The 25,870-nt window shown below is 58.2% G+C and carries 20 protein-coding genes and 1 tRNA gene; 19 read left to right on the top strand and 2 right to left on the bottom strand.

Annotated features, from left to right (window positions below; translation table 11 throughout):
* Positions 1–29: 29 nt before the first annotated feature.
* Positions 30–533: a GNAT family N-acetyltransferase gene (locus EBC_RS15915; RefSeq protein ID WP_013202854.1), complete on the bottom strand. Its 504-nt coding sequence runs from the start codon at positions 531–533 to the stop codon at positions 30–32.
* 167 nt (positions 534–700) lie between these two features.
* Here EBC_RS15915 and EBC_RS15910 point away from each other — a divergent pair, with 167 nt between their 5' ends.
* The 16 genes from EBC_RS15910 to EBC_RS15835 all read left to right on the top strand — a co-directional run bounded on the left by EBC_RS15910 (position 701) and on the right by EBC_RS15835 (position 21,415).
* Positions 701–2,158, top strand: a complete 1,458-nt coding sequence (locus tag EBC_RS15910; RefSeq protein WP_013202853.1) for an NAD-dependent succinate-semialdehyde dehydrogenase — start codon at positions 701–703, stop codon at positions 2,156–2,158.
* A 356-nt stretch (positions 2,159–2,514) separates the two neighbouring features.
* Positions 2,515–3,984 carry an aldehyde dehydrogenase family protein gene (locus EBC_RS15905; protein WP_013202852.1) on the top strand — a complete coding sequence of 490 codons (1,470 nt, stop codon included), beginning with the start codon at positions 2,515–2,517 and terminating at the stop codon, positions 3,982–3,984.
* 44 nt (positions 3,985–4,028) lie between these two features.
* Positions 4,029–4,697 (top strand): haloacid dehalogenase type II, encoded by a 669-nt coding sequence (locus tag EBC_RS15900; RefSeq protein ID WP_013202851.1) that lies wholly within the window; start codon positions 4,029–4,031, stop codon positions 4,695–4,697.
* 19 nt (positions 4,698–4,716) lie between these two features.
* Entirely contained in the window at positions 4,717–5,994 is a 1,278-nt protein-coding gene (locus EBC_RS15895; RefSeq protein ID WP_013202850.1) for an NAD(P)/FAD-dependent oxidoreductase, read from the top strand.
* A gap of 157 nt (positions 5,995–6,151) precedes the next feature.
* Positions 6,152–7,756 carry an ABC transporter substrate-binding protein gene (locus EBC_RS15890; protein ID WP_013202849.1) on the top strand — a complete coding sequence of 535 codons (1,605 nt, stop codon included), beginning with the start codon at positions 6,152–6,154 and terminating at the stop codon, positions 7,754–7,756.
* Positions 7,757–7,784: 28 nt separating this feature from the next.
* A complete protein-coding gene (locus tag EBC_RS15885; protein WP_013202848.1) occupies positions 7,785–8,738 on the top strand; it encodes an ABC transporter permease in 954 nt (317 codons plus the stop codon).
* Positions 8,738–9,592, top strand: a complete 855-nt coding sequence (locus EBC_RS15880) for an ABC transporter permease (protein ID WP_013202847.1) — start codon at positions 8,738–8,740, stop codon at positions 9,590–9,592. The genes EBC_RS15885 and EBC_RS15880 overlap by 1 nt, the downstream gene beginning before the upstream one ends.
* Positions 9,589–11,253 (top strand): ABC transporter ATP-binding protein, encoded by a 1,665-nt coding sequence (locus EBC_RS15875; RefSeq protein WP_013202846.1) that lies wholly within the window; start codon positions 9,589–9,591, stop codon positions 11,251–11,253. Before EBC_RS15880 ends, EBC_RS15875 begins: the two co-directional genes overlap by 4 nt.
* Positions 11,254–11,360: 107 nt before the next feature.
* Positions 11,361–12,692, top strand: a complete 1,332-nt coding sequence (locus EBC_RS15870) for an NAD(P)/FAD-dependent oxidoreductase (RefSeq protein WP_013202845.1) — start codon at positions 11,361–11,363, stop codon at positions 12,690–12,692.
* 9 nt (positions 12,693–12,701) lie between these two features.
* Positions 12,702–13,550, top strand: coding sequence for a GNAT family N-acetyltransferase (locus EBC_RS15865; protein ID WP_013202844.1), 849 nt, complete (start codon positions 12,702–12,704; stop codon positions 13,548–13,550).
* Positions 13,550–14,476: a 2-hydroxyacid dehydrogenase gene (locus EBC_RS15860; RefSeq protein WP_013202843.1), complete on the top strand. Its 927-nt coding sequence runs from the start codon at positions 13,550–13,552 to the stop codon at positions 14,474–14,476. The genes EBC_RS15865 and EBC_RS15860 overlap by 1 nt, the downstream gene beginning before the upstream one ends.
* Positions 14,477–14,715: 239 nt before the next feature.
* Entirely contained in the window at positions 14,716–16,032 is a 1,317-nt protein-coding gene (gene gabT / locus EBC_RS15855; protein ID WP_013202842.1) for a 4-aminobutyrate--2-oxoglutarate transaminase, read from the top strand.
* 131 nt (positions 16,033–16,163) lie between these two features.
* Positions 16,164–16,670 (top strand): Lrp/AsnC family transcriptional regulator, encoded by a 507-nt coding sequence (locus EBC_RS15850; RefSeq protein ID WP_013202841.1) that lies wholly within the window; start codon positions 16,164–16,166, stop codon positions 16,668–16,670.
* A gap of 245 nt (positions 16,671–16,915) precedes the next feature.
* A complete protein-coding gene (locus EBC_RS15845) occupies positions 16,916–17,386 on the top strand; it encodes a GNAT family N-acetyltransferase (RefSeq protein ID WP_013202840.1) in 471 nt (156 codons plus the stop codon).
* Positions 17,383–19,443: a hydantoinase/oxoprolinase family protein gene (locus tag EBC_RS15840; RefSeq protein WP_013202839.1), complete on the top strand. Its 2,061-nt coding sequence runs from the start codon at positions 17,383–17,385 to the stop codon at positions 19,441–19,443. Before EBC_RS15845 ends, EBC_RS15840 begins: the two co-directional genes overlap by 4 nt.
* Positions 19,433–21,415: a hydantoinase B/oxoprolinase family protein gene (locus EBC_RS15835; protein WP_013202838.1), complete on the top strand. Its 1,983-nt coding sequence runs from the start codon at positions 19,433–19,435 to the stop codon at positions 21,413–21,415. The genes EBC_RS15840 and EBC_RS15835 overlap by 11 nt, the downstream gene beginning before the upstream one ends.
* Positions 21,416–21,531: 116 nt before the next feature.
* Here the strand turns inward: EBC_RS15835 and EBC_RS15830 are convergent.
* Positions 21,532–21,607: transfer RNA gene (locus EBC_RS15830), tRNA-Asn, on the bottom strand.
* 507 nt (positions 21,608–22,114) lie between these two features.
* On the opposite strand from EBC_RS15830, the gene EBC_RS15825 reads away from it, so the two are divergent.
* Genes EBC_RS15825 through EBC_RS15815 form a run of 3 tightly spaced genes read left to right on the top strand, consistent with a single transcriptional unit; the run spans position 22,115 to position 25,594 of the window.
* Positions 22,115–23,038, top strand: coding sequence for a sugar ABC transporter substrate-binding protein (locus EBC_RS15825; protein ID WP_013202837.1), 924 nt, complete (start codon positions 22,115–22,117; stop codon positions 23,036–23,038).
* Positions 23,039–23,060: 22 nt separating this feature from the next.
* Positions 23,061–24,545, top strand: a complete 1,485-nt coding sequence (locus tag EBC_RS15820; RefSeq protein ID WP_013202836.1) for a sugar ABC transporter ATP-binding protein — start codon at positions 23,061–23,063, stop codon at positions 24,543–24,545.
* A gap of 17 nt (positions 24,546–24,562) precedes the next feature.
* Entirely contained in the window at positions 24,563–25,594 is a 1,032-nt protein-coding gene (locus EBC_RS15815; RefSeq protein ID WP_041692054.1) for an ABC transporter permease, read from the top strand.
* The last annotated feature ends 276 nt before the right edge of the window (positions 25,595–25,870 follow it).

Here is a 25,870-nt window from a genome sequence, read left to right as displayed (position 1 = left end):
AGGTTTGAGTAGCAACGTACCTTAGAGATTCAAGAAATCTTTATTTCGGGGGCAGCTTTGTAACCGCTACAATTTTTGCGCATAAAAATGGTTTTTCCACCCATGAATGGTTCACGTTTGTCGATTTCGTATCCAAGCGCTACATATAATGCAATGTTCGCCTCGAACGCTTCGTTGGTCTGCAGGCGAATTTCCCCGATTTCCGCCTGAGCTGCTTTACCTTCAACATACGAAAGCAATCTCCGGCCGATTCCAATTCCTTGCCGAAGAGGATGTACCGCTACATTTTCTATCCAAAGATGATCGGCATGAAGCCGTATTTCGATGAGGCCGACGACATCCCCTGCGATAATGGCCAGGTAAATGTCATGCTCATGTAGGGCTTTATTAAAATCGGCCGTCATCGGAGTCGGTTCACGACCAATGACCGAAATCCACTTGGAATAGGCCGCAAGGACTATTTCACGAACTATTTCCACATCACTTTCTTCCGCGCGGCGCATGAAAACGACGATGTCTGGCGATTTGCTCATATAAACTCCTTCAATCCCGGCTGCCTGTTACGGCCACTTTGAATGCTACGGCATAAAATTTCGTTTCGCCACGCAAAACCTCTTTCCGCGCTTCTCCTTCTACCTGATAACGCAGCATTGATTGCCTCGCCTCCGTTAAAGTGAAATGAACTTATTAAGGAGACGCTATGCTCGCACAACGTTTACAGGACGCTTCACTGCTGCGCCAGCAGGCTTTTTTTAACGGTCACTGGCAGGGCGCGCTTAACGGTGAAATGCTACCGGTCACCAACCCATCAACGGGCGAAGTGCTTTGTACCATTCCGGCGCTCGGGGCGAAAGAAACCGAGCAGGCGATTGCCTTTGCCGATGCCGCACGGAAAAGCTGGGCGAAAACCCCGAACGCGCAGCGTGCGATGCTGCTGGAAAAATGGCATCAGCTGATCCTCGACAATACTGACGACCTCGCCGCCATCATGACCGCCGAGCAGGGCAAGCCGCTGGCTGAAGCAAAGGGCGAAGTGCTGTACGGTGCGGGCTTTGTGAAGTGGTTTGCGGAAGAAGCGCGCCGCATTTATGGCGACACCATTCCTGCACCGAGCGATGATCGCCGTATCCTGGTACTGAAGCAGCCTGTAGGTGTGGCTGCCGCGATTACCCCGTGGAATTTCCCGATTGCGATGATCACCCGCAAAGTGGCCCCGGCGTTGGCCGCGGGCTGCCCGATCATCGTCAAACCGTCGGAGCTGACCCCGCTGTCGGCACTGGCGCTGATTGAGCTGGCTCAGCGTGCCGGTATTCCGTCTGGCGTCCTGCAGATTGTCACCGGTTTGCCGAAAGAGATTGGCGAAACCCTGACCAACAGCCGCACGGTGCGCAAAATTTCCTTTACCGGTTCCACGCGCACAGGCCAGTTGCTGATGCAGCAGAGCGCCGACAGTATTAAACGCCTGAGCCTGGAGCTGGGGGGCAACGCACCTCTGATCGTCTTTGACGATGCGAATCTCGACATTGCCATCAGCGGCGTAATGATGAGTAAATTTCGCAACGCCGGGCAAACCTGCGTCTGCGCTAACCGCATTCTGGTGCAGCGCACTATCTACCCACGCTTTGTTGCTCGCCTGCTGGAAGAGGTGGCGAAGCTGAAAGTGGGCGATGGTTTTGCCGACGGCAGCACCATCGGACCACTGATTAACGCAGCGGCAGTCAGCAAAGTGAACAGTCATATTGAAGATGCGCTCAGCCACGGTGCCGAACTGTTAACCGGCGGTATCAGTAACGGCAACGGCACCTTCGTGGCGCCGACGGTACTCGGCTACGTCACCAGTGCGATGCGCATTGCTCATGAAGAGACTTTTGGCCCGGTAGCGCCGCTGTTTATTTTCGATACCGAAGATGAAGCGATAAATATGGCGAATGATACCCCTTACGGTTTGGGGGCTTATTTCTTCACCGAAGATATTCGACGCGCATGGCGCGTGGGTGAGTCACTGGAATTTGGCATGGTCGGTTTTAATACCGGTTCTGTTTCTTTAGAAGTGGCGCCGTTTGGCGGAATTAAGCTCTCCGGCGTGGGGCGTGAAGGCTCGCGTTACGGCATTGAAGAATATCTCGAATCGAAAGCATTTCATTTCGGCAGTCTGTAAATAAAAAATAAAATTAAGCCATCTCTGAGGCCCACACCCTGAAAAGGTTCGGGCCTTTTTTTTAATCAATTCCTGGGGTTAACCAAACCGCCACAAAAATACTGCGCTTAATCGGTGCAAGGTGAGTATCGAATTCACGACGGTGGTGCATTCGTTTACGATGAAAATCATCTATTTAAATAATCGGCTTAACAGGAAAAAAAACACCGTCATTACGGCACAAAATTTTTTTCACCCCGTTATTACGCATTATTATTTTTTCACAGGGCTGGCATGCTTTCTGCATTACTTAATACAAATGCAGTATTGCTAAGTACCAGAAAGCATTAGTTAGCAGGCTAAATAAGGAACACTCCATGCTTAGTTTTGACCCGGATAAAATCGCACTGCCCGCAGGACATTTCATTAATGGTAAGCATATTCGCGGGCAGGGTGAGCAGCTGGCGGTTAAGCGTCCTTCCGATGGCCTGCTGGCGGGTGAACTGTATCAGGCGGATGCGGCGCTGGTGGATGAGGCGGTGAGCGTGGCGGATGCTGCCGTCCGTGACAGCGGCTGGGCCAGCTGCCCGCCGCGTCAGCGCGGCGCGGTACTGAAGCGCTGGGCGGACATGATTGAGGTCGATCCGCTGCTGGCACAGCTGGAGTCGCTTGGCTCCACGCGCCCTATCTATGACGTGGTCAATCACGAGATCCCGTTTACTGCCGACGCCATTCGCTTCTATGCCGAGTGCGCCGACAAATATAGCGGCGACGTGCTGCCGACCCGCGATGTCAGTCTCGGCATGCTGGTACCGGAACCTTACGGGGTGATCGGGGCGATTACGCCGTGGAACTTCCCGCTGTCGATGGCCTCGTGGAAATGTGGCCCGGCGCTGGCAGCAGGAAATGCCGTGGTGCTGAAGCCTTCAGAGCTGACGCCGTTCTCTACCGTGCGCATGGCCGAACTGGCCGTGCAGGCGGGCCTGCCTGCCGGAGTGCTGAACATTATTCAGGGCGGCGGCGCGGTGACCGGTAGCGCGCTGGTGGCGCATCCGCTGGTGCGCAAAGTCTCCTTTACCGGCTCAACGGCCACCGGCGCACGCATCATGAGCGACGCGGCGTTTAACGGTATGAAGCCGGTGACGCTGGAGCTGGGTGGCAAAAGCCCGCAGCTGGTGTTCGACGACTGCGGCGATATCACTGAGGTGGCCGGGCGTATCCTGCGTGGTTTTACCGCCAACGGCGGCCAGGCCTGCGTCGCCGGGACGCGTCTGATTGTACAACGCGGCGTGCACGATGCGCTGATCGGCAAACTGATTGAGCTGTGCCAGGGTTTCCGGGCCGGTGTGACCTGGGACGAGAGCAGCCGCTATGCGCCGATGATTGATCGGCGCCAGGCCACGAAGGTGGCCTCGGTGATCAACAGCGCCCGCCAGCAGGGAGCGGAAGTGCTGGTAGGCGGGCAGCGCTTTGCCGATACCGGCGAAGGGTTCTTCTGGCAACCGACGCTGCTGGCGGGCGTGGCTAACGACAACCCGGCGGTGCAGGAGGAGATCTTCGGCCCGGTGCTGACTGTACAAATCTTTGATGAGGAAGCCGAAGGGCTGGCGCTGGCTTCCCACCCGACCTACGGCCTGTGCGCCGGGGTACACACCAAAAATATTGACCGTGCGCTGCGGGCGATGCGCGGCATTGCCGCCGGCACCGTGTGGATCAACCGTTACGGCCGCTCCGGCGACTTTATTATCCCGACTGGCGGCTTCCACGGCTCAGGCATCGGTAAAGATCTGGGCCGGCAGGCGTTTGAAGCCTGCCAGCGTTATAAAAGCGTACTGATCGACTTCTAGTCACTGTTTTTCATCCTTAGACCCAACTCTGAAGAGGTAGCGTAATGGCTGTGTTTAAACCGAAATTCATCACCTTCGACTGTTACGGCACGCTGATCAACTTCGATATGGCCGGTGCTGCTGCCGCCATCTTCGCCGATCGCGTCAGCCCGGAACGTATGGAGGCCTTCACCACTGACTTCTCTACCTACCGTATGGACGAAGTGCTGGGGGCATTCAAACTTTATCCGCTGGTGGTGGCCAATGCGCTGTACCGCACCTGTAATAAATGGGGCGTCGAGTGTACCGATCAGGACTGTGCTGCGGTGATGACCGCCTGCGCGACCTGGGGACCGCACCCGGACGTTCCGGCTGGCCTGGCGATTGTCGCCAAAGAGTTCCCGCTGGTGCTGCTGACCAACTCCACCGATGAGCTGATCAAAAACCACGTGCCACGTCTTGGCGCCCCCATCCATATGACCATTACCGCCGAAGAAGTTGGCGCCTATAAGCCGCAGATGAAGGGCTTCGAATACATGCTCAACAAGCTGAACTGCGGGCCGGACGAGATCCTGCACGTCTCCAGCAGCCTGCGTTACGACCTGATGACCGCTTATGACCTCGGCATCAAAAACAAAGTGTTTGTTAATCGCGGTCACGGTCCGGGTAACCCGGCATATGAGTACACCGAGATTAAAGATATTGGCGGACTTCCGGGCGTGGTAGGGCTGTAGGCCTCAGAGGAGCAGGGCGATGAAACTGGAATCATTCTGGCAGGCAACAGCACCCGTATTCACCGGTGCAAAAACCGGCGATCTGCCTGCGACCGCCGATGTGGTGGTGATTGGCGGTGGCTTTACCGGCATCTCGGCGGCGCTGAATCTGGCGCGCAGCGGGGTGAACGTGGTGGTGCTGGAAGCGGGCGAGGTGATGAGCCAGGCATCCGGCCGCAACGGCGGCCACTGTAATACCGGCGTGGCGCAGAACTTCTCGGCGCTGGTGGAGAGCCAGGGCGTTGAGCAGGCGACCCGCTATTATCGGGCGTTTGCCGATGCGGTCGACTACGTGCAGAGCGTGGTGGCTGACGAGCAGATCGACTGTGACTTCCGCCGCTGCGGCAAGCTGAAACTGGCCAGTAAGGCGTCACATATGCCGTCGCTGGTGGCGGCGTGCGAGATGATGAAGCGCCATGTTGACCCGGATGTTGAAATTCTCAGTAGCCAGGATGTGAAGCGTGAAATCGATTCGCCGTCATTCCACGGCGGCCTGCTGCAGCGCCACGGCGGGCAGATGCATATGGGCAAATTCGGCGTTGGGCTGGCAGAAGCGGCTGCCCGTGCGGGTGCCGCCATTTATCCGCAGCGCGCCGTGACCGGGCTGACGCGCCTCAACGGCTACCGTCACCGCGTCAGCACCGCCCAGGGCGATATTGTCGCCGGGAAAGTGCTGATGGCGACCGGCTGCTCCAATATCGGCCCGTTTGACTGGTTCCAGCGCCGCATTATTCCGGTTGGCAGTTTTGTCACCGTGACCGCGCCGCTGTCCGAATCGTTACTGCAGCAGATCCTGCCGGGTGACCGTACCTACGTCACCTCGCTCAATCTGGGCAATTACATCCGTACCACTGCCGATCGGCGTCTGGTATTTGGTGGCCGTGCGCGTTTCGCCATCAGCAGCCCAACCTCAGACGCGAAAAGCGGTGATGTACTGAAAGCCGGGATGCAGAAGATGTTCCCGGCGTTGGGTGACGTACCGATTGATTACTGCTGGGGCGGACTGGTGGATATGACCGCCGACCGCCTGCCGCACGCGGGTGAGCACGAAGGGGTGTTTTACTCGCTCGGCTACAGCGGTCACGGTACGCAGATGTCGGTGTGGATGGGCCGGGTCATGGCGGACCTGGTAGCAGAAAAAGCCAATAACAACCCCTGGCAGCGCAGCGCCTGGCCTGCGGTCCCCGGCTACTTTGGCAAACCGTGGTTCCTGCCTGTTGCTGGACTGTACTACAAAGCGAAGGATCGCTTTTCATGATCCCCGTCTTACTTCGAACCGCAGATGCGTTGGCTGTCACAGCGAGGCCCAGTCACTTACTGGCGTAAGCTCCCGGGGATTCGCTGTGTCGCCGCCTTCCTGCGACGCGAATTATTTAGGGATCCAACGTTTTATTAATTTTTTTGAGGGTGTGCAGATGAGTAAATTTCGCAAAGAATTTAGCCGTGTTAACCCGAATTTGCCCCAGGTGATTACGGATGTCGCGATTTCACGACGTGGCATGATGAAGCTGCTGTCCGCAGGCGCGGTGATGAGTACCGGCCTGATCGGTTTCCCGGCGTTCAGCTTCGCAGCGGAAACCCCGGTGATGGGCGGCAAACTGCGCGCGGCGGTGGCTAACGCCTCGGCCAGCGATACCCTCGACCCGGCCAAAGGCAGCAACAGCGGCGACTACTGCCGCCAGTTTATGTTCTACAGCGGCCTGACCGAGCTGGATAAAAACCTTAAGGCGCAGCCGGCGCTGGCGGAATCTTTCGACAGCGCTGACGGCATCAACTGGAATATCAAACTGCGCCCGGGCGTTACCTTCCACGACGGTAAAGCCCTGACCGCGGCCGATGTGGTTTACTCGCTCAGCCGCCATAAAGACCCGGCGGTGGCCTCGACGGTGATCACCCTCGCCAGCCAGATGAAAGAGATTAAAGCGGTCAGCCCGACGGAGGTTTCCATCGTGCTGGAACAGGCCAACGTTGACCTGCCGTCGATCCTCTCCACCAGCTCTTTCCTGATTGTGCAGGACGGCACCAAAGACTTCAGTAAAGGCATCGGCACCGGGCCGTTTGTGTTGAAAGAGTTCCAGCCGGGCGTGCGTACTTCCGGCGCGAAGAATAAAAACTACTGGAAACCGGGCCTGCCGCACCTCGACGAAGTGGAGCTGATGGGCGTCACCGACCCGGCGGCCCGCGTTAACGCCCTGATGTCCGGCGACCTGCATATCGTCTCCACGCTCTCCGCCAATGATGTGAAACGCCTGAAGCAGAACGGCCAGTTCACCATTATGGAGAGCAAGTCCGGCATGTACAGCGACCTGATCATCCGTACCGACAAGGCACCCGGCAGCAACCCCGATTTCGTGCTGGCGATGAAGTATCTGCAGCCGCGTGAAATGATCCTTAAAACCGTGCTGCAGGGCTTCGGCACCGTCGGTAACGACACCCCGGTTCCGCCATGGCACCCGATGTTCAACAAAGATATCCCGCAGCGTCCGCTGGATCTCGACAAGGCCAAATTCCACCTGAAAAAAGCCAACATGGTCGGCGCGAAAGTGGAAGTGATCACCACCCCCAATATCGAAGGGGCAGTGGAAGGCGGTCAGCTGTTACAGCAGATAGCGCGCAGCGCCGGGCTTAACGTCTCAGTACGCCGCGTCCCGTACGACGGCTACTGGTCAGCTCACTGGATGAAAGATCCGGTCGGTTACGGCTCGGTAAACCCGCGCCCGACGCTGGATATGCTGTTCTCCCAGTTCTATCAGTCCTCCGCGCCGTGGAACGAATCCGGCTGGAAAAATGCCCAGTTCGACCAGTTGGTCACCGCCGCCCGTGGCGAGAACGACCAGGTGAAACGCAAGCAGATGTATGGCGACATGCAGCAGCTGGTGTATGACAACTGCGGCACATTGATCCCGGCCTTTATCAGTACCATGGATGGCTGTAGTAACAAGGTGAAAGGGGTGGAGGCCTGGCCGTCGGGCATGATGATGGGTTACCGCTTCCATGAGTTCGCATGGCTGGCGGCTTAATCCCTAAATACTGAGCAGGAGAACGGCGATGAACCGATACATTCTGACACTGATACTCCGGCGCATAGGGTCGGGTTTACTTACGCTGCTTATTGTCTCGGCGCTGGTGTTTCTTATCACCAGCATGCTGCCGGGCGATGCGGCGCAGATGATCCTTGGCCAGTCGGCGACCCCGGAAACGGTGGCGGCCCTGCGCCAGCATCTCGGGCTGGACCAGCCGCTGATCGTGCGTTATTTCAGCTGGCTGGCCGGAATGTTTCAGGGCAATTTCGGTACCTCGTTTGCCAGTAACCTGCCGGTTACGCAGCTGGTGGCACAGCGTATTCCTGCGACTTTCCAGCTGGCAGCGACCACCACGCTGGTCTCCGTGCCGGTCGCGCTGATTATCGGCATTACTGCCGCGATGAAGCGCGGCTCGCTGCTGGATCGGGCGCTGGTGGTCAGCACCATGGCGGTGGTGGCGGTGCCGGAGTTTCTGGTGGCGACCGTGGCGGTGATCATCTTCGCCGTCAAGCTGCACTGGGTGCCGGCGATGTCGCTCGGCTCCACGCATCAGGACTTCCTCGGCTTCCTGCGCACCTTCGCGCTGCCGGTGATGACCCTGTGCTGCGTGGTGGTCGCGCAGATGGCGCGCATGACGCGTGCCGCTATCGTCAACCAGATGGACAGCCCTTACCTGGAAATGACGTTGTTGAAAGGCGTCTCCCCGCTGCGTGCCATGCTGCGGCATGCGCTGCCTAACGCGGTCGGGCCGATTGCCAACGCCATCTCCCTCAGCCTCTCCTACCTGTTTGGCGGGGTAATTATTATCGAAAGTATCTTCAGCTATCCCGGGCTGGCCAGCCAGATGGTCGATGCGGTGAGCAACCGCGACCTGCCGGTAGTGCAGCTATGCGTGATGTTCTTCGCCGTCTGCTACCTGGTGCTGCTGCTGATTGCTGATGTTCTGACTATTGCGTTCAATCCTAAGTGGAGGGGCTGATGAACACACTCACGCTGCCGTGGCGCTTCTTTCAATCTCTCTCCGTCAGCGGCCGTATCGGCCTACTGATCACCCTGTTCTGGATTTTTATGGCGGTATTCGGCACTGCGCTGGCACCGCACAATCTTGAAGATATCGGCGGCGGTCCGTTGTTCGGTGGCTTCAGCCGCGAGTTCTGGTTCGGCACCGATTACCTCGGGCGCGATATCTTCAGCCGCATTCTGTTCGGCGCGCGCTACTCTATCGGCCTGGCGCTGACTGCCGCACTGCTGGCCAGCCTGGTGGGTACCCTGCTGGCGCTGCTGGCGGCGGTCGCCGGGCGCTGGCTGGAGGAGATCCTCGGGCGAATCAACGATGCGATGCTGGTACTGCCGGGCAAAATCCTGGCGCTGATGATCGTCGCGGTGTTTGGGTCTTCGCTGCCGATGCTGATTATTACCGCGGTGTTTACCTACTGGCCGGGCGCTTATCGCATCGCCTATGCCATGGCGTCGAACCTGCGCTCGATGGACTATGTTCAGGCCTCGCGTCTGCGCGGTGAGAGCCGCCTGTATGTGGCTATCCACGACATTCTGCCGAATATGTTGCACCCGATGCTCACCGACTTCGGCCTGCGTTTTGTCTACATCGTGCTGCTGCTTAGCGGCCTGAGCTTCCTCGGCCTTGGCGTACAGCCGCCGTATGCCGACTGGGGCACGCTGGTGCGCGAAAACCTGCAGGGGCTGTTTGACGGATCCCCGGCGGTATTGATGCCGGCGGTGGCGATTGCCAGCCTGACTATCGGCGCCAACCTGTTTATCGACAGCTTACAGTCCATGCGTTCATTAACCGTGGTCGCCAGGGGGGTTGCATGAATATTACGCCACACGCATCCACACCGATGGTGTCGGTCGAGAATCTGCGCGTCACCGCCAGCGCCGACGACGGGCATGAAATCAGCCTGGTTTCCGATATTCGTTTTACCGTGCAGAAGGGCGAAGTGCTGGCGCTGATCGGCGAGTCCGGCTCCGGGAAAACCACCATTGCGCTGGCGTTAATGGGCTATGCGCGCCACGGCTGTAAGATTGCCGGGGGCACGGTACACGTTGCCGGGACCGACGTCACTTCGTTAACGCCGTCGCAGCTGTGTCAGTTCCGCGGCAACAAAGTGGCCTATATCGCCCAGAGTGCCGCTGCCTCGTTTAATCCGGCGATGAAGATCATGGACCAGGTGGTCGAACCGGTGGTGATCCATGGGGTGATGAGCCGCGCCGACGCCGAAACCAAGGCGATTGAGCTGTTCCGCGAGCTGGCGCTGCCCAACCCCGAGACCATCGGCGACCGCTATTCGCACCAGGTCTCCGGTGGGCAGCTGCAGCGCCTGATGACCGCGATGGCGCTGATTAGTGACCCGGAAGTGGTGATCCTTGATGAACCCACCACCGCGCTCGATGTGACCACGCAGGTAGAAGTGCTCAAGGCGTTCCGCCGCGTGGTGCGCCAGCGCGGCACCACCGCTATCTACGTCAGCCACGATCTGGCGGTGGTGGCGCAGATGGCGGATAAGATCCTGGTGCTGCTGAAGGGCAACATCGCCGAATACGGCACCACCGAGCAGCTGCTGCGCGCTCCGGTGGCGGAGTACAGCCATCTGCTGCTGGAAGCGGCGAAGCAGAAAGCCCGCCCCAGCCCATGGCAGGAGCAGGATGAGAGAGTGCAGCCGCTACTGCAGGTGCGCGATCTCTGTGCCGGTTACGGCCCCCTCGACAGGGCAGGGCAGCCGAAGATTAAGATCCTCGAAGAGATTAACTTCAAGCTGTATCGCGGCCAGGCAATTGGCATTATCGGCGAGTCCGGCTCCGGCAAAACCACGCTGGCGCACGCGATAGCCGGGATGAACAAGCCGAGCGGCGGCCATATTCTGTTTAACGGTCACTATATTGCCGGGGATATGCATCAGCGCCCGGAAAACGAGCTGCGCCGCATTCAGTACGTGTTCCAGATGGCGGACACCGCGCTGAATCCGGCGCACACCATCGAAACCATTCTCAAACGCCCTTTAAAGCTGTTCCACGGCCTGCGCGGCGCGGCGCTCGAACAGCGTATGCTACAGCTGCTCGACCTCGTTCGCCTGCCGCGCAATGCGCTGTGGCGCAAGCCGTGGTCGCTGTCCGGCGGCCAGAAGCAGCGCGTCAACCTGGCACGTGCGCTGGCCGCCGAGCCGGACCTGATCCTCTGTGATGAAGTGACCTCGGCGCTGGATACCGTGGTGGCCTCCGCAGTGCTGGATCTGATCACCGAACTGCGCCGCGAGCTGGGCCTGTCGGTGCTGTTTATCAGCCACGACCTGCACGCGGTGCGCTCGGTGTGTGACGAAATTATCGTGGTGAAAAATGGCCGTATGGTGACTCAGGTGGCGCGCGCCGATTACGACAAGCCATCGACCGAGCTGTACTATGAGCGGCTGAAACGCGCCGTGCCGGAGCTGCGCCAGGGCTGGCTCGACGAGCACCAGGAAAGCGATATCGCGTTGTAAGCAGATACATTTTCGCGGGTTGACCCCGACGATGAGTCATATGTAGGGGGGACCTTCTTTTTCGGTCCGCCCGCAATAAAGACAAAAATTTTCAGGTAAGGAACAACATGCCAGCACCGATTCGATACGTACAGGACAGCCCGCATTTTCCACCGACAGCGGATGTGGTGGTGATTGGTGCCGGAATTGCCGGGGCGGCTGCGGCCTATGAACTGGCAAAAAAAGGGGTCAGCGTAGTGCTGATTGAAAAAGGCCTTGTCGGCGGCGAACAGTCGAGCCGCAACTGGGGCTGGTGCCGTCAGCAGAACCGCGACGAGCGCGAACTGCCGCTGATTAAATATGCCCTGCAACGCTGGGCCGAACTGGGCGAGGAGACCGGCGAAGAGCTGGGCTTCCGCCGCAGCGGTCTGGTGTATGCCACCAAAAATCAGGCCGAGATCAACGCCTGGGAAGCGTGGAACACCATGGCGAAAGGCTATGACTTCCATAGCGAAATCCTGACCGCCGAACGCGCGAAGGAGATGACGCCGGGCAGCTCCAGCAGCTGGCTGGGCGGCGTCTCTTCACCTACGGACGGTCACGCGGAGCCGTCACTGGCGGCACCGGGCCTGGCGATTGCCGCACAGCGCCTCGGCGGCCTGGTATTCCAGCAGTGCGCGGTGCGCGGTCTGGATATCACCAACGGCAAAGTCAGCGGCGTAGTGACCGAGCGCGGCCTGATCAAAACCAGCAGTGTGATCTGCGCGGGTGGGGCGTGGACTTCCATGTTCTGCCGCCGTCACGGCATCGATCTGCCGCTGGGTAACGTGATCGGCACCGCGTTCCGCACCGCACCCATCGAACAGAAAATTGCGCTGCCGCTGTATACGCCGGGCTTTGCCTGCCGTCCGCAGCTTGACGGCAGCTACACCGTTTCCGTCTCTGGCCGTGGTCGCCTGGAGCCGGGTGCGCAGGGGCTGCGCTACGCCCGTCAGTTCTATCCCACTTTTAAAGCGCGGCGCAAAAATCTGACGATTAACCTCGGTATCAGTCCCTTTATCAGTGGCCCGGAATCGCTGGCACGCTGGCAGATGGATGGCGTGTCGCCGTTTGAAAAAGTGCGCATCCTCGACCCGCGCCCGGATATTGCAATGGTGGAGGAGGGGCTGGCCGCGATGCGCAACGAGTTCCCGTCGATGGCGGGCGTGCGGCTTGAGCAGGCGTGGGGCGGAATGATCGACAGCACGCCGGACGCGGTGCCGGTGATCTCCACCGTCGGCAAGCTGCCGGGGTTGATTATCTCGGCGGGTTACAGCGCACACGGTTTTGGCATCGGCCCCGGTGCCGGGCGCCTCGCAGCCGATCTCGCCACCCACGATACCCCGATTGTCGATGCGAAGCCGTTCCGCTATGAACGCCTGATTGACGGTTCCGGCCTTGATGCGCCGGGCATGATGTAAGGAACAGTGATGACTCTTGAACTCAAAGCAATGAATGAAACCCATCTCGATGCGGCTTTCGCACTCACGCAGCGGCTCAAATGGCCGCACCGTCGCGCCGACTGGCAGCAGGCGCTGCTGCTGGGCGACGGGCTGGTGGCGGAAGAGGACGGTGCGCTGGTCGGCACGATCCTGTTCTGGCGCTGGGGCAAGGAGTACGCCACCCTCGGCCTGGTGATTGTCGATGACGCTCAGCAGGGGCGCGGCATTGGCAAACAGCTGATGCAGGCGGCGCTGGCAAAACTCGAAGGCAGCAATGTGCGCCTGCACGCCACCGCTGCCGGGCAGCCGTTGTATGAAAAACTCGGCTTTGTCGCCACCGGCCATGTGGAGCAGCACCAGTGTCGCGAGCTGGCGGCGGTACCCGCCATTCCCTGCGGGCCGCAGCAGCGCATTCGCAGCGCGGGCGTGCAGGATGCTGCGATGCTGACCGCGTTCGACCGCCAGGCGCACGGTCAGCACCGCCCGCTGTTAATCACCCATCTGCTCGACAGCGCCGAACGTTTTGTGGTGCTGGAAGAGAACGGCACCGCCGCCGGGTTCGCCAGCCTGCGCCGCTTTGGCCACGGCTATGCCATCGGGCCGGTCGTGGCAAGCAACCTCGCCAACGCCAGATTGCTGGTCAGCGAACTGTTGAACGGCATGAGCGGGCAGTTTGTGCGTATTGATACCGACCGTTCCGCCGGGCTTGGCCCATGGCTGAATGAGCTGGGGTTGGTGGAAGTGGACGCCCCGACCACCATGGTGAAAGGGCAGCCGTGGCAGCTGGAAAGCGGCGGTATGCAGGCATTCGGGCTGATGAGCCAGGCGATGGCCTGATGAATATTGTCTATAAATCAGAACCCGAGCGCGGGCAGAAGTGGGCCGCGCTGGTGGCGCAGATGGCACCGGCGGCCAGCTTCCGCCTGTGGCCGGAGATCGGCAATCCGGAAGAGGTGGAGTATCTGGTGGCATGGGTGCCGCCGGACAATATCATGCAGCAGTTTCCTAACCTGAAAGTGCTGTTTTCGGTCGGTGCGGGTGCCGACCAGTTCGATTACGCCAACCTGCCGCCGGAACTGCCGGTGGTGCGGATGATCGAGCCGGGGCTGACCAGCGGCATGGTGGAGTATGTGACCTTTGCCGTGCTCGGCCTGCATCGCGATATGCCGCGCTACCTGCAGCAGCAGCGCGCGGGGCTGTGGCAGACGCATCCGGTCCACACTGCCGGAAAACGACGCGTCGGCGTGATGGGCCTAGGCACGCTGGGGGAAGCGGTGCTGAAACCGCTGGTGGCGCTCGGGTTTGACTGTGCCGGCTGGAGCCGCACCCCGCGCGATCTGCCCGGCGTGCAGTGCTTTGCCGGTAACGATCGCCTTAGCGAATTCCTCGCACGCAGCGATATCTTAATCTGCCTGCTGCCGCTCACCGCCAGCACCGAAGGGATGCTCAATACCGCGCTCTTTAGCCAGCTGCCGCCCGGTGCGGCGCTGGTGCAGGTCGGGCGCGGGGCGCAGCTCAATCACGACGATTTAATCCAGGCGCTCGACAGCCAGCAGCTGAGTGCGGCTGTGGTGGATGTCACCACGCCGGAACCGCTGCCCGCCGGGCATGCCTTCTGGCAGCATCCGGCCCTTTGGCTGACGCCGCATATTGCCAGCCAGACCCAGCCGGAGAGCGCGGTCAACGCACTGCTGGAGAATATTCGCCGCTATGAGCGCGGTGAAAGCATGGTCGGCGTGGTCGATCGCGATAAAGGATATTGATATGGATGTGCAGTTCGACGGTACGGTGAATTTTATCTTCCAACCCGCGGAAGAGGGGCTGCCTGACGCGCTGGTGCAGGAAACGCTCGGGTCTGAAATTTAACCGAAAGATTGGCCCGAATTACGAAAGCTAATGCCGCTGCCGCCCCCGGAACGGCAGCTTAATGGTCCGGCTTATTGCGATACTTTGCAGATGCCCGTTGGGGCAATTCATCATCTTCACGTCAATGAGGCATACAATGCATAATTTACTGGCTGAGCAGCAGACATTTTCTGATAACGCCCTGTTACTGGACGCCCGTGCCGAGAACGTGCCGCGTGGCATCGTCACCGCACACCCGATTGTGATTGCCAAAGGTAAAGGTTCTGAAGTGTGGGACGTGGAAGGCAATCGTTATTTAGATTTCGTTGGAGGCATCGGCGTATTAAACGTCGGCCACAGCCATCCGGCGGTGATCAATGCCGTGACCGAGCAGTTGCAGTTAGTGTCCCATGCCTGCTTCCAGGTGGCAGCCTATCCGGGCTATATCGAACTGGCCAAGCGCCTGAATAAGCTGGTTGGTGCGGGTGAAGAGTTCAAAAGCGTGTTCTTCACCAGCGGTGCGGAAGCGGTAGAAAACGCGGTAAAAATTGCCCGTGCGCACACCAATCGCCCCGGCATTATTGCGTTTGATGGTGCGTTCCATGGCCGTACCTTATTAGGCGTAACCTTAACCGGTATGAGTCAGCCGTATAAGCAGAATTTCGGCCCGTTCCCCGGCGATATTTACCGCGTGCCGTTCCCGAATGCGTTCCACGATATTTCAGAAGCGGACTGCTTAAAAGCGCTGGATACGCTGTTTGCAGTGCAGATCCTGCCGGAGCGCGTGGCGGCGATTATTATCGAACCGGTGCAGGGCGACGGCGGCTTCCTGCCAGCTTCCCCGGCGTTTATGCAGGCGCTGCGTGAGATCACCACGCGTCATGGCATTCTACTGATCTGCGATGAAGTGCAGACCGGCTTTGGACGGACCGGCAAGATGTTTGCCTTCCAGCATAGCGGGATTGTGCCGGACCTGGTGACCGTGGCGAAAAGCCTCGGCGGCGGCCTGCCGATTTCCGGTGTGGTCGGTAAAGCGGCGATTATGGATGCGCCAACACCTGGCGGTCTTGGTGGCACCTACGGCGGGAATGCGCTGGCCTGCGCGTCATCGCTGGCAGTGCTGGATCTGCTGGAGCATGGCAATCTGCTGGAGCGCTCCAACCAGCTCGGCGAGCAGATGAATGCACGCTTGCAGCAGCTGGCGGATAAATATGCCTGCATCGGCGAAGTGCGCGGCATCGGCTTTATGCAGGCGGTAGAGATTATCGACTTCGAAACCAAACATCCTGACGCGGCGCTGACGCAGAAGATCCTCGACAGTGCCTGTCAGGAAGGGTTGCTGTTGATCAAATGCGGCCTGCACCGTAATACCGTGCGCTTCCTCGCACCGCTGGTGACCAGCGATTCGCAACTGGAAGAAGCGCTGCATATCTTTGATATCGCACTGGCGCGCGCCACGGGACGCCTGGGCTGATAATTCTTCCTCATTGATATTATTGCATTTATTGATAATTACGCTCGGATAGCACGCGATGTTAAATCACTGGCGTATCAGTGATTAAGCGTGCTATACCATTTGGGTGATGTGAACCAATGAGGGGTTTTATGAACGGCTTAATGAAACTGGACCGTATCGACATCAACATTCTGGTACAGCTACAGAAAGATGGTCGTATCAGCAATGTCAATCTTGCCGATACAGTCGGGCTTTCGCCCAGCCCCTGCCTGCAACGCGTAAAGCGTCTGGAAACTGCGGGTTTTATTACTGGTTACGAAGCGCACATTAACCTCACCAAAATCACCGATTCGGTGACGGTGTTTACCGAAGTGACGCTATCCGGACACCGACGCGAAGATTTCCTCAAGTTCGAGAATGCGATCCGTGAAGTGGACGAACTGATGGAGTGCCACCTGATCACCGGCGGCTACGACTATCTGCTGCGTTTTATCACCCGCAGTATTGAGCATTACCAGGAAGTGATTGAAGGGCTGCTGGACGCCAAAGTGGGCATCGATAAGTACTTCAGTTATATCGTGATTAAATCACCGATTATGAAAAGCAGCGTCCCGCTACGCTCGCTGATCGCTCGTCATACGCAGGTTGAGTTTTAATTTTTTACCTGGTCAGGCTAGTTGTTGTATGGCCGCGCCTGGACTGTCAGGTTATGCATACCCGGAAGAAGTAGGGGCGGACCTCTTTTTCGGTCCGCCCGTGATGCAACATCGCACCGGCAGAATATTTCCCCACCCGCCCGCAATTCCCCACAAAACGCTGTCCTTACCCTTATCAACAAAAAAACTCTCACCGTTAATGGCTCTACACTGTTTTTAACATCAGAAAACAGTCAGGGCTCCCTATGCTAAAGCCGTTTGTGCCTGCCGTTGCTGAATGGCAGCGCGATGAGTATCTGTTAAGCAGCGACCCGCAAAAAATAGATATTGCCTGGGTTCACGGGCAGATCTCCGAACACAGTTACTGGGCGCAGGGGCAGACGCTGGAGATGACCGAACGCTCCCTCGCCGCATCGATGACCTTCGGCATCTATTACCAGCAGCAGCAGGTGGGATTTGGCCGCCTGATCACCGACTACAGCCGCTTTGCCTATCTTAGCGACGTGATGATTGACGCAGCGCATCGTGGCAAAGGCTTAGGGCGCTGGTTTGCTGCCTCGATTATCCATCACCCTGAATTGAAAACCATAAAACGCTGGATGCTGGCGACCGACGACGCGCATGACGTCTATCGCCGCGCGGGCTGGAAGCCAGTGGCACAGCCAGAACGATTGATGGAATTTATTCCCACCCCACCAGAGGACCGTACTCCATGACTTACCGCGTTGGCGTCGATATCGGCGGCTCGTTTACTGACTTTGCGCTGCTCGACGAGCGCGATAACAGCATCCGCACCCTGAAAGTCTTGTCGCGGCCCGACAGCCCCGGCAATGAAATCACCACCGGGCTGGCGGCATTCCAGCAGCGCGACGGCATTAACCCTGCCGATATTCACTACTTCACCCATGGCACCACCGTCGGGGTGAATGCGGTGATCCAGCGCAAGGGCGTTAAGCTGGCGCTGTTTGCCACCGAGGGCTTCTGCGACGTGCTGGAACTGGCGCGCCTGAAAATCCCGCATATCCACGACCTGTTCTCGCGCCGCCCGGCACCGCTGATCACCCGCGACCGCGTGTTCGCCATCAAAGAACGCAGCGACCGTGACGGTAACGTACTGCTGCCGGTTGACCGTCAGAGCGTGAGCGAGGCGGTGGATGCCGCACGGGCCGCCGGCTGCCAGGGCATTGTCGTCTCGCTGCTGCACAGCTATCGCAACGGCAGCAACGAAGCGCAGGTGCGCGAGATCGTCGCTGAAATCGCCCCCGACCTGCTGACCTCCTGCTCGGCCGAGATCTGGCCGATTATTCGCGAATACGAACGCACTATTACTGCGGTGATCAACGCTTACGTGCAGCCGAAAGTGATCCATTATCTGGACTCGTTCGAGCGCGCGCTGAAAGAGATGGGCGTGCCGGTACTGCCGCGCATTACCAAATCCAACGGCGGAGTAATGGGGCTGGCACAGGCCAAAGCCGAGTGCGTGCAGATGGTGCTGTCCGGCACCGCTTCCGGCGTGATGGGCGCCAGCTACATTGCCGAAATCTGCGGTTTTGATCGCCTGCTGAGCCTTGATATAGGCGGCACCAGCGCCGATGTGGCGGTCATTATCGACGGCCGCCCGGAGTACGGCAGCGGGGAAATTATCGGTGATTTCCCGATCTACATCCCATCGGTATCGGTCACCTCGGTCGGTCAGGGCGGCGGATCAATCGCCTGGCTGGACAGCCTTGGCGTCCTTCAGGTCGGGCCGGACAGCGCCGGTTCACTGCCTGGCCCGGTGTGTTTCCGGCGTGGTGGCACCGAAGCCACCGCCACCGATGCCTTTGCCGCCTGCGGGCTGATCGGGCACGGCGATCTGGGCTATAACGCGGTGCAGGTTGATGTGGCCGGGGCGCGTGCGGCGGTAGAAAAACTGGCCGCACCGCTCGGTATCAGTGTTGAAGAAACGGCTGAAAACATCATCGCACTGGCGATCTCCAGCATGTACAGCGACACCAGCGGATTGATATCGCGCTTCGGCCTCGACCCGCGTGAGTTCTACTTCCTCGCCTTTGGCGGTGCCGGCCCAATGATGGGCTGCTTCCTGGCCCGTGAGCTGAAACTAAAAGGCGTGGTGGTGCCGCCAACGCCGGGCGTACTGTCAGCGCTGGGCGGGCTGGTGGCGGATGTGAAAAATGACTTTATTCGCACGGTTTACTGCGACCTGACGGCGGCGGTGGCTGAAGACCTGAAGGACAACTCGCAGGATTTGCGCACCGAAGCCGAAGGCTGGCTGGCGCGCGAATACGGTGCCGATTTGCCGTATCAACTGAGTTTCTCCGCCGATATGCGCTATCGCGGCCAATCGTTTGAAATCGATGTGGCGCTGCAGGAATCGTGGCTGCTGGCGGGAGATCTCGCTGCCGTGCGCGCCGCGTTTGACGCCCATCACACCCGCCTTTTCGGTCACCATGATGAGCGCGCGGCAGTGCAATTGATCAACCTGCGGCTGGTGCTCTCTTCGCCAACGCCGAAACCGCGCCTCATCACCCTGGCGCAGGCCAGCGGGCCGGTGACGGTACTGAGTGAAGTGGACGCGTGGATTGACGGCCAGTGGTGGCAGGTTGGTGTGGTATCGCGTGGCGCGCTGCTGGCCGGGCACCAGTTGAGCGGCCCGGTGATTATCACTCAGGATGACTGCACCACCTGTGTTCCGCCGCAAATGCAGGTCGATGTCGACCGCTTCGGCAATCTGATTATTACCCCGCAAACCGGAGCGCATCATGGCAATTGATGGTCGTAACCTGCAAATACTCGCCAACTACTGCGCCGCCGCCGCTGATGCGATGGCCTTTACCCTGATGCGCACCGCGCACTCCACCTTCGTTAAAGAGACGGAGGATTTCTCCTGCCAGATTGTCAATCGCAGCGGTATGGCGTTCGCCTCACCGCGCAGCTTCGGCGCGCCGTGGTACAGCGGCATTGACTACGGTCCGGTACTGGAACTGATCGACGGCTATCAGGAAGGGGATATCTGCATCACCAACGACTCCTACGCCGGTAATGTGGCCACTCACTCGCCGGATATCCATATCTGGAAACCCGTGTTCCATCATGGTGAGGTGGTGTGCTTTGTAGTCGGGCATATCCATAACACCGACGTTGGCGGCGCGGTTCCGGCCTCGCTGTCGCGCTCGCTAACCGAAATCGTGCAGGAGGGTATCCGCATTCCGCCGCTGAAAATCATCAGCGGCGGGGTGCTGAACGAAGAGGTGGCGTGCATTATGCGCCTCAACGTGCGAGCGCCTGAGCAGAACTGGGGCGACTTCAACGCACAGATCGCTTCGGTAAATATCGGCGAGCGTAAGGTGCAGGAGATCATCGCCCGCTTCGGTGTCGACGACTTCCTCAGTGGCATTGAAGGCATTCTCGACTACGCCGAGCAGCAGGCGCGCAGTATTATCAGGACCATTCCCGACGGCGACTATTTCTACGCCGACTATGCAGATGAAGACGGTGAGGGCGGCTATCCTTGCCGCATCGCCGTCACGCTGCGCGTCAAAGGCGAGGTGCTGGAGCTGGATTACACCGGCAGCGATCCGCAACTTATGTCGTCGTTGAATATGCCAACCGGCGGGCGCGAACGCCATCCGCTGGCGCTGGTTGGCGTCACCTATGTGCTCTCCACCCTTGACAGTTCACTGCTACTAAATGCCGGAACGCTGCGCCCGACGCGGGCAATATTGCCGCCGGGCACCATTATGAACTGCGAAGCTCCGGCGGCGGTGGGAATGCGTTCGCTGACCTGCGCGATGTCGCAGATCGCCACCGTCGGCGCGTTTTCTCTGGCAATGCCGGAGCGCCTGCCGGCTAACTCGCCGGGCGGCAATTCCATCATCAATATCCGCACTGTTGACGGGCAGAATCGCAGCGTGGTTGCCTCGCTCGGTCCGGTTGGCGGCGGTGCGGGCGGCACGCCGAAGCACGATGGCCCCGATGGCTCCGGCGGCCTGTCGGCGTTTCTGAAGAATACGCCGATTGAGATTAATGAAACGGAAGTGCCGGTGCGTTTCCACCGCTACGGGCTGGCGCCCGACAGCGCCGGGGCAGGGGAGTATCGCGGCGGGCTGGCAACGGAGATGGCGTTTGAGGTGTTCGTGCCGAATACGACAATTACCGCCCGCAATCGCAATCGCTCGGTGTTCTCCTCGGCGGGCGCGGCGGGCGGCAGGGCGGGCAGCACCTCGTGGTTCCGCACTGAACACGCCGACGGACGCGTCACCGAGCACGGCAATACCGACGTGATCCACTGCGGACCGGGGGATGTCGTCGCCATTAAAGGCCCCGGCGCTGGCGGCTACGGCCTGGCGAAAAATCGCAGCGCGCAGGCGGTATTACAGGATGTGCAGTGCGGTTTTCTCAGCGAACAGGCAGCGCGAGAGCAGTACGGCGTGATGCTGGAGCAGGGCGAGATTGATGAAGTTGGTACTGCGGGTTTACGCAGCCAGATGCCGGAAAGTAACGGGGAGCACTTTGACGTGGGTAGCGCCCGCCGTGAGTTTGAAACACTGTGGACGCCGCAACGCTACCATCTGCTGACCCTCTTCCTCGCGCAGCGCCCGGTGGTTTGGCGTCACTTCCTTAAGCATCAGGTATTTGCGGCGGTGCAGGCAGGCGAGGGTAGCGAATTAGCGTTGGAACAGCAGATGTCTGAGCTGTTCGCGAAATTACTCAAACGCTTTCCTGCGTTAAACGCCGCCTTATAAATGTAACGCTGATGATTGGCCCGGATGAGTTTTGCAATCCGCTTATACCAAGATTCGTTCAGATTCAGAAAAGCAAAAAGCCCGCTCAGGTTTCCCTGAGCGGGCTTTTCAATGTATGGCTCCTCTGACTGGACTCGAACCAGTGACATACGGATTAACAGTCCGCCGTTCTACCGACTGAACTACAGAGGAATTGTTTCAACGGGGCGCATGTTATCGGCAGCACCGTCGCTTGTCAAAGGGCGAATGCAAAAATCGCGTGCGTTTGCTGGCAAAAACAGCGAATCGTCGTTTTTGCCACCCACCTGCTCAAAATGCAATCTCATGCGCCAGATCTCACTTTGATCGGAATCCTTTGCCGATGTTAGAGGTGTGTCAAATTTTTGTTATTTGTCGATTTTAAAACAGGCGTTTCGGTGGTTTCATATTGAAAATTTCATATGACGTTATTATGAAACAAATGAACTGGTTCGCAGGCTGATGGTAACGGGCGGCCAGATTAAGATCGAAATAGCAGGTTTAACATGATGATTTACTACGAGTAATTGAAAGGAGCGTTTACAGCAGTCGGGTCTTACCTTAAGCATGATTTACCCTACATTTTACTGAAGCCGTCGGTGAAGTTGAGTGAATGTAAAAGAAATTTTCATTCGATGTAACAACCAGCCTGCGCATACTAACGATAAAAAGGGCTTAGCCATGAACGTGAAAAAAACGATTTTAGCGTCGCTGTTAGTGTGTATGTTACCCGTTTCCGTCTTCGCAAAAGATTTGCAGGTCGGTGTTTCTATGGCGCTGTTTGATGACAACTTTCTGACCATTCTGCGTACCTCCATGCAGAAAGAGATGCAGAAAGAGGGCGTGAAAGGGCAGGTTGAAGACGCTAAGGGTGATGTCGCACAGCAGCTTTCCCAGGTGCAGAACTTTATCGGCCAGGGCGTTGACGCCATCATCGTCAACCCGGTGGATACCAACGCCGTGAAGCCGATTATGGACCTGGCGGCGAAAGCCAGCATCCCGCTGATCTTCGTGAACCGCGAACCGGCTCAGCCGCTGGTGGACAAAATGGCCTATGTTGGCTCGGATTCTGAGCTGGCCGGTCGTCTGCAGATGGAAGCGCTGGCAAAAAACATGAACTATAAAGGTAACGTCGCCATCCTGCTGGGTGACCTTGCCAACGAATCCACCCGTAAACGTACCGCCGGCGTGAAAGCGATCATCGCCAAATACCCAGGTATGAAAGTCACCAAAGAACAAACCGCTAAATTCACCCGTAACGATGCCGTCGATGTGGTCAGCAACTGGTTAACCGCCGGTGATGACATCAACGCGATTGCCGCTAACAACGATGAAATGGCGATCGGTGCCCTGCAGGCGCTCGGTAAAAACGATTCTCACATCCTGGTTGCCGGTGTCGATGGTACGCCAGATGCATTGCAGATGATTAAAAACGGCAAGATGGTCGCGACCGTGTTCCAGGATGCCAAGGGTCAAGGCGAGGGTGCAGTGAAAACTGCGGTGAAGTTGGCCAATGGTGAAAAAGTGCAGAAGATCGTGGATATCCCATTCCAGCTGATCACCAAAGACAACTACGAAAAATTCACCAGCATGAACCAAAAATAACCCCGCCGTACGGAGGTGAAGAATGGCCGCATATGCGCTTGAAGCCGAAGGCATCAGCAAGTTTTTTCCGGGCGTAAAAGCATTAAGTAATGTCTCTTTACGCGTGAAGGCAGGAACTGTCCATGCGCTGATGGGCGAAAATGGCGCGGGCAAATCCACTTTAATGAAGTGCCTCATCGGGATTTACCGTCCCGATGAGGGACAAATAAAAGTTAAAGGGGAGCCGGTGCAGTTTGTCGACACCATGGACGCGCTGCGTTCAGGTATCTCGATGATCCATCAGGAACTCAACTTAGTCCCTCATATGACCGTTGCCGAAAATATCTGGCTGGGTCGTGAGCCGATGAAGTATGGCTTTGTCGACCACGGCAAACTCAACAAGATGACCAAAGAGCTGCTGGCGAAACTGAATATTCGCCTGACGCCGGAGCGGATGGTCGGGGAGTTAAGCATCGCTTCCCAGCAGATGGTGGAGATTGCCAAAGCGGTGTCGTGGAATGCCGACGTGGTGATCATGGACGAACCGACCTCGGCGCTGACCGAAACGGAAGTCTCGCACCTGTTTGCCATCATTCGTGACCTGCGTGAGCAGGGCAAAGCCATCATCTATATCAGCCACAAAATGGATGAGATCTTTGCCATTACCGATGAAGTCAGCGTGTTCCGTGATGGCGCGTGGGTGGGCAGCGACAGTACCGCCAGCTATTCCCGCCAGTCACTGATTACCCAGATGGTGGGGCGCGAACTGACCCAGCTGTTCCCGAAATTCAACAATGATATTGGCCAGGACGTGCTGACGGTACGCAATCTGTATCGCAAGGACGTGTTCCATGACATCAGCTTCAGCGTGCGTCGCGGTGAAATCCTCGGCGTGGCCGGGCTGGTGGGTGCCGGCCGCAGTGAGGTGATGGAAAGCCTGTTTGGCATGACCAGCATCGACGGCGGCGAAATCCTGATTGACGGCGTGCCCACCAAAATCGATTCGCCTTCCACGGCAATTGAAAAAGGGCTGGCGTTCCTGACCGAGGATCGCAAAAAGTCCGGGCTGTTCCTGGTGCTGTCGGTGATGGAGAACATGAGCATCGTCAACATGCCGGAATACAGCAGCAAGGGCGGTTTCGTCAGTCATGTGCAGATGGCGAAGGACTGCATGGAGCAAATCCGGCGACTGAACATCAAAACGCCGACCATGGACCAAATCATCAACAACCTGAGTGGCGGTAACCAGCAGAAGGTGCTGATTGCGCGCTGGCTGCTGGCGCAGCCAAAAGTCCTGATCCTCGATGAGCCAACACGCGGCATCGATGTGGGCGCCAAGGCGGAAATTTACCGCCTGATAAGCGAACTGGCGAACCGTGGCGTCGCCATCATTATGGTCTCTTCTGAACTGCCTGAAATTCTGGGCATGAGTGACCGGGTGATGGTGATGCACGGCGGTCGTATTACCGGCATCCTCGATAAAGAAGAGGCTGACCAGGAAACCATTTTGTCGTTGGCGTCCGAGTAAGGACGTAAGGTAACCCTATGAGTGATGTAAAAATGACAACTCAACAGCCGGCCCCCTCGGCTTCTGTATTCTCCAGTCTGAAAGGCAAATTGCCGAAAGACACCGGTATCTTTATCGTGATGGTCGGCATTGCGCTGATCTTTGAAGCCTTCGGTTGGTATGTGCGTGACCAGTCGTTTCTGATGAACCCAAATCGCCTGGTGCTGATTGTGCTGCAGGTGGCGATTATCGGGATCATTGCCGTGGGGGTGACGCAGGTCATTATTACCACGGGGATCGACCTGTCGTCCGGGTCGGTGATTGCGTTAACTGCGGTGGTGGCGGCCAGTCTGGCACAAACCTCCGACAGCCTGACGCCAATGTATCCGTCGCTGGTGAACCTGCCTGCGGTGGTACCGATTGTCGCCGGGGTGGGGGTCGGGTTCCTCGCCGGGGTGATCAACGGCGTGCTGATCACCCGTACCGGCATCCCTCCTTTTATTGCCACACTGGGGATGATGGTATCGGCGCGCGGTCTGGCGCAGTATTACACTCAGGGTAACCCTATCAGCTTCCTGTCTGATGGCTTCACCTCGATTGGTCAGGGCGCGATGCCGGTTATCATCTTCCTGGTGGTGGCGGTGATCTTCCACATTGCCCTGAAGCACACTCGTTACGGTAAATATGTTTACGCCATTGGCGGCAACATGACCTCGGCGAAGGTGTCCGGGATTAACGTTAACAAATACCTGATCATCGTTTATACCATCGCCGGTGGCCTGTCCGGTCTGGCCGGTGTGGTGCTGGCGGCGCGCGTCAGTAGCGGCCAGTCAAGCATGGGGATGTCGTACGAGCTGGATGCCATCGCCGCAGCGGTTATCGGCGGCAGCAGCCTGATGGGCGGCGTCGGTCGCATCACCGGTACGCTGATTGGTGCGGTGATTCTCGGGCTGATCAAGAGCGGCTTCACCTTCGTCGGCGTCGATGCTTACGTGCAGGACATCATTAAAGGCATCATCATCGTGGCCGCGGTTTCCATCGATATGTACCGCAACCGCAAGAAACGTTAAGTCATTCTGCAACACACGCTAAGGGCCAGAACATCACTGTTCTGGCCCTTTCGACGACGTGGTAACGGTTACATGCACGCCTGGACAGCAATTTTTGCACCAATGCAGTGCGCCAATCCTGTCTGTCTCCCCCACCAAGGTATAAATAATTATGATTAACCCTAAAGGGGTAATCAGATTCTCTTATTTTACCGCCTGTTAGCCATAAGCTGGCCCTGAACTCTCCCCTTAAGAAAATTCTGGCACGGTGATTGCAATTATCTCCGTGCACCAGAG

Origin of the sequence: Erwinia billingiae Eb661, assembly GCF_000196615.1 — a bacterium.
In the GTDB taxonomy this organism is placed as follows: domain Bacteria; phylum Pseudomonadota; class Gammaproteobacteria; order Enterobacterales; family Enterobacteriaceae; genus Erwinia; species Erwinia billingiae.
This window is presented reverse-complemented; position numbering and strand designations above follow the sequence as displayed.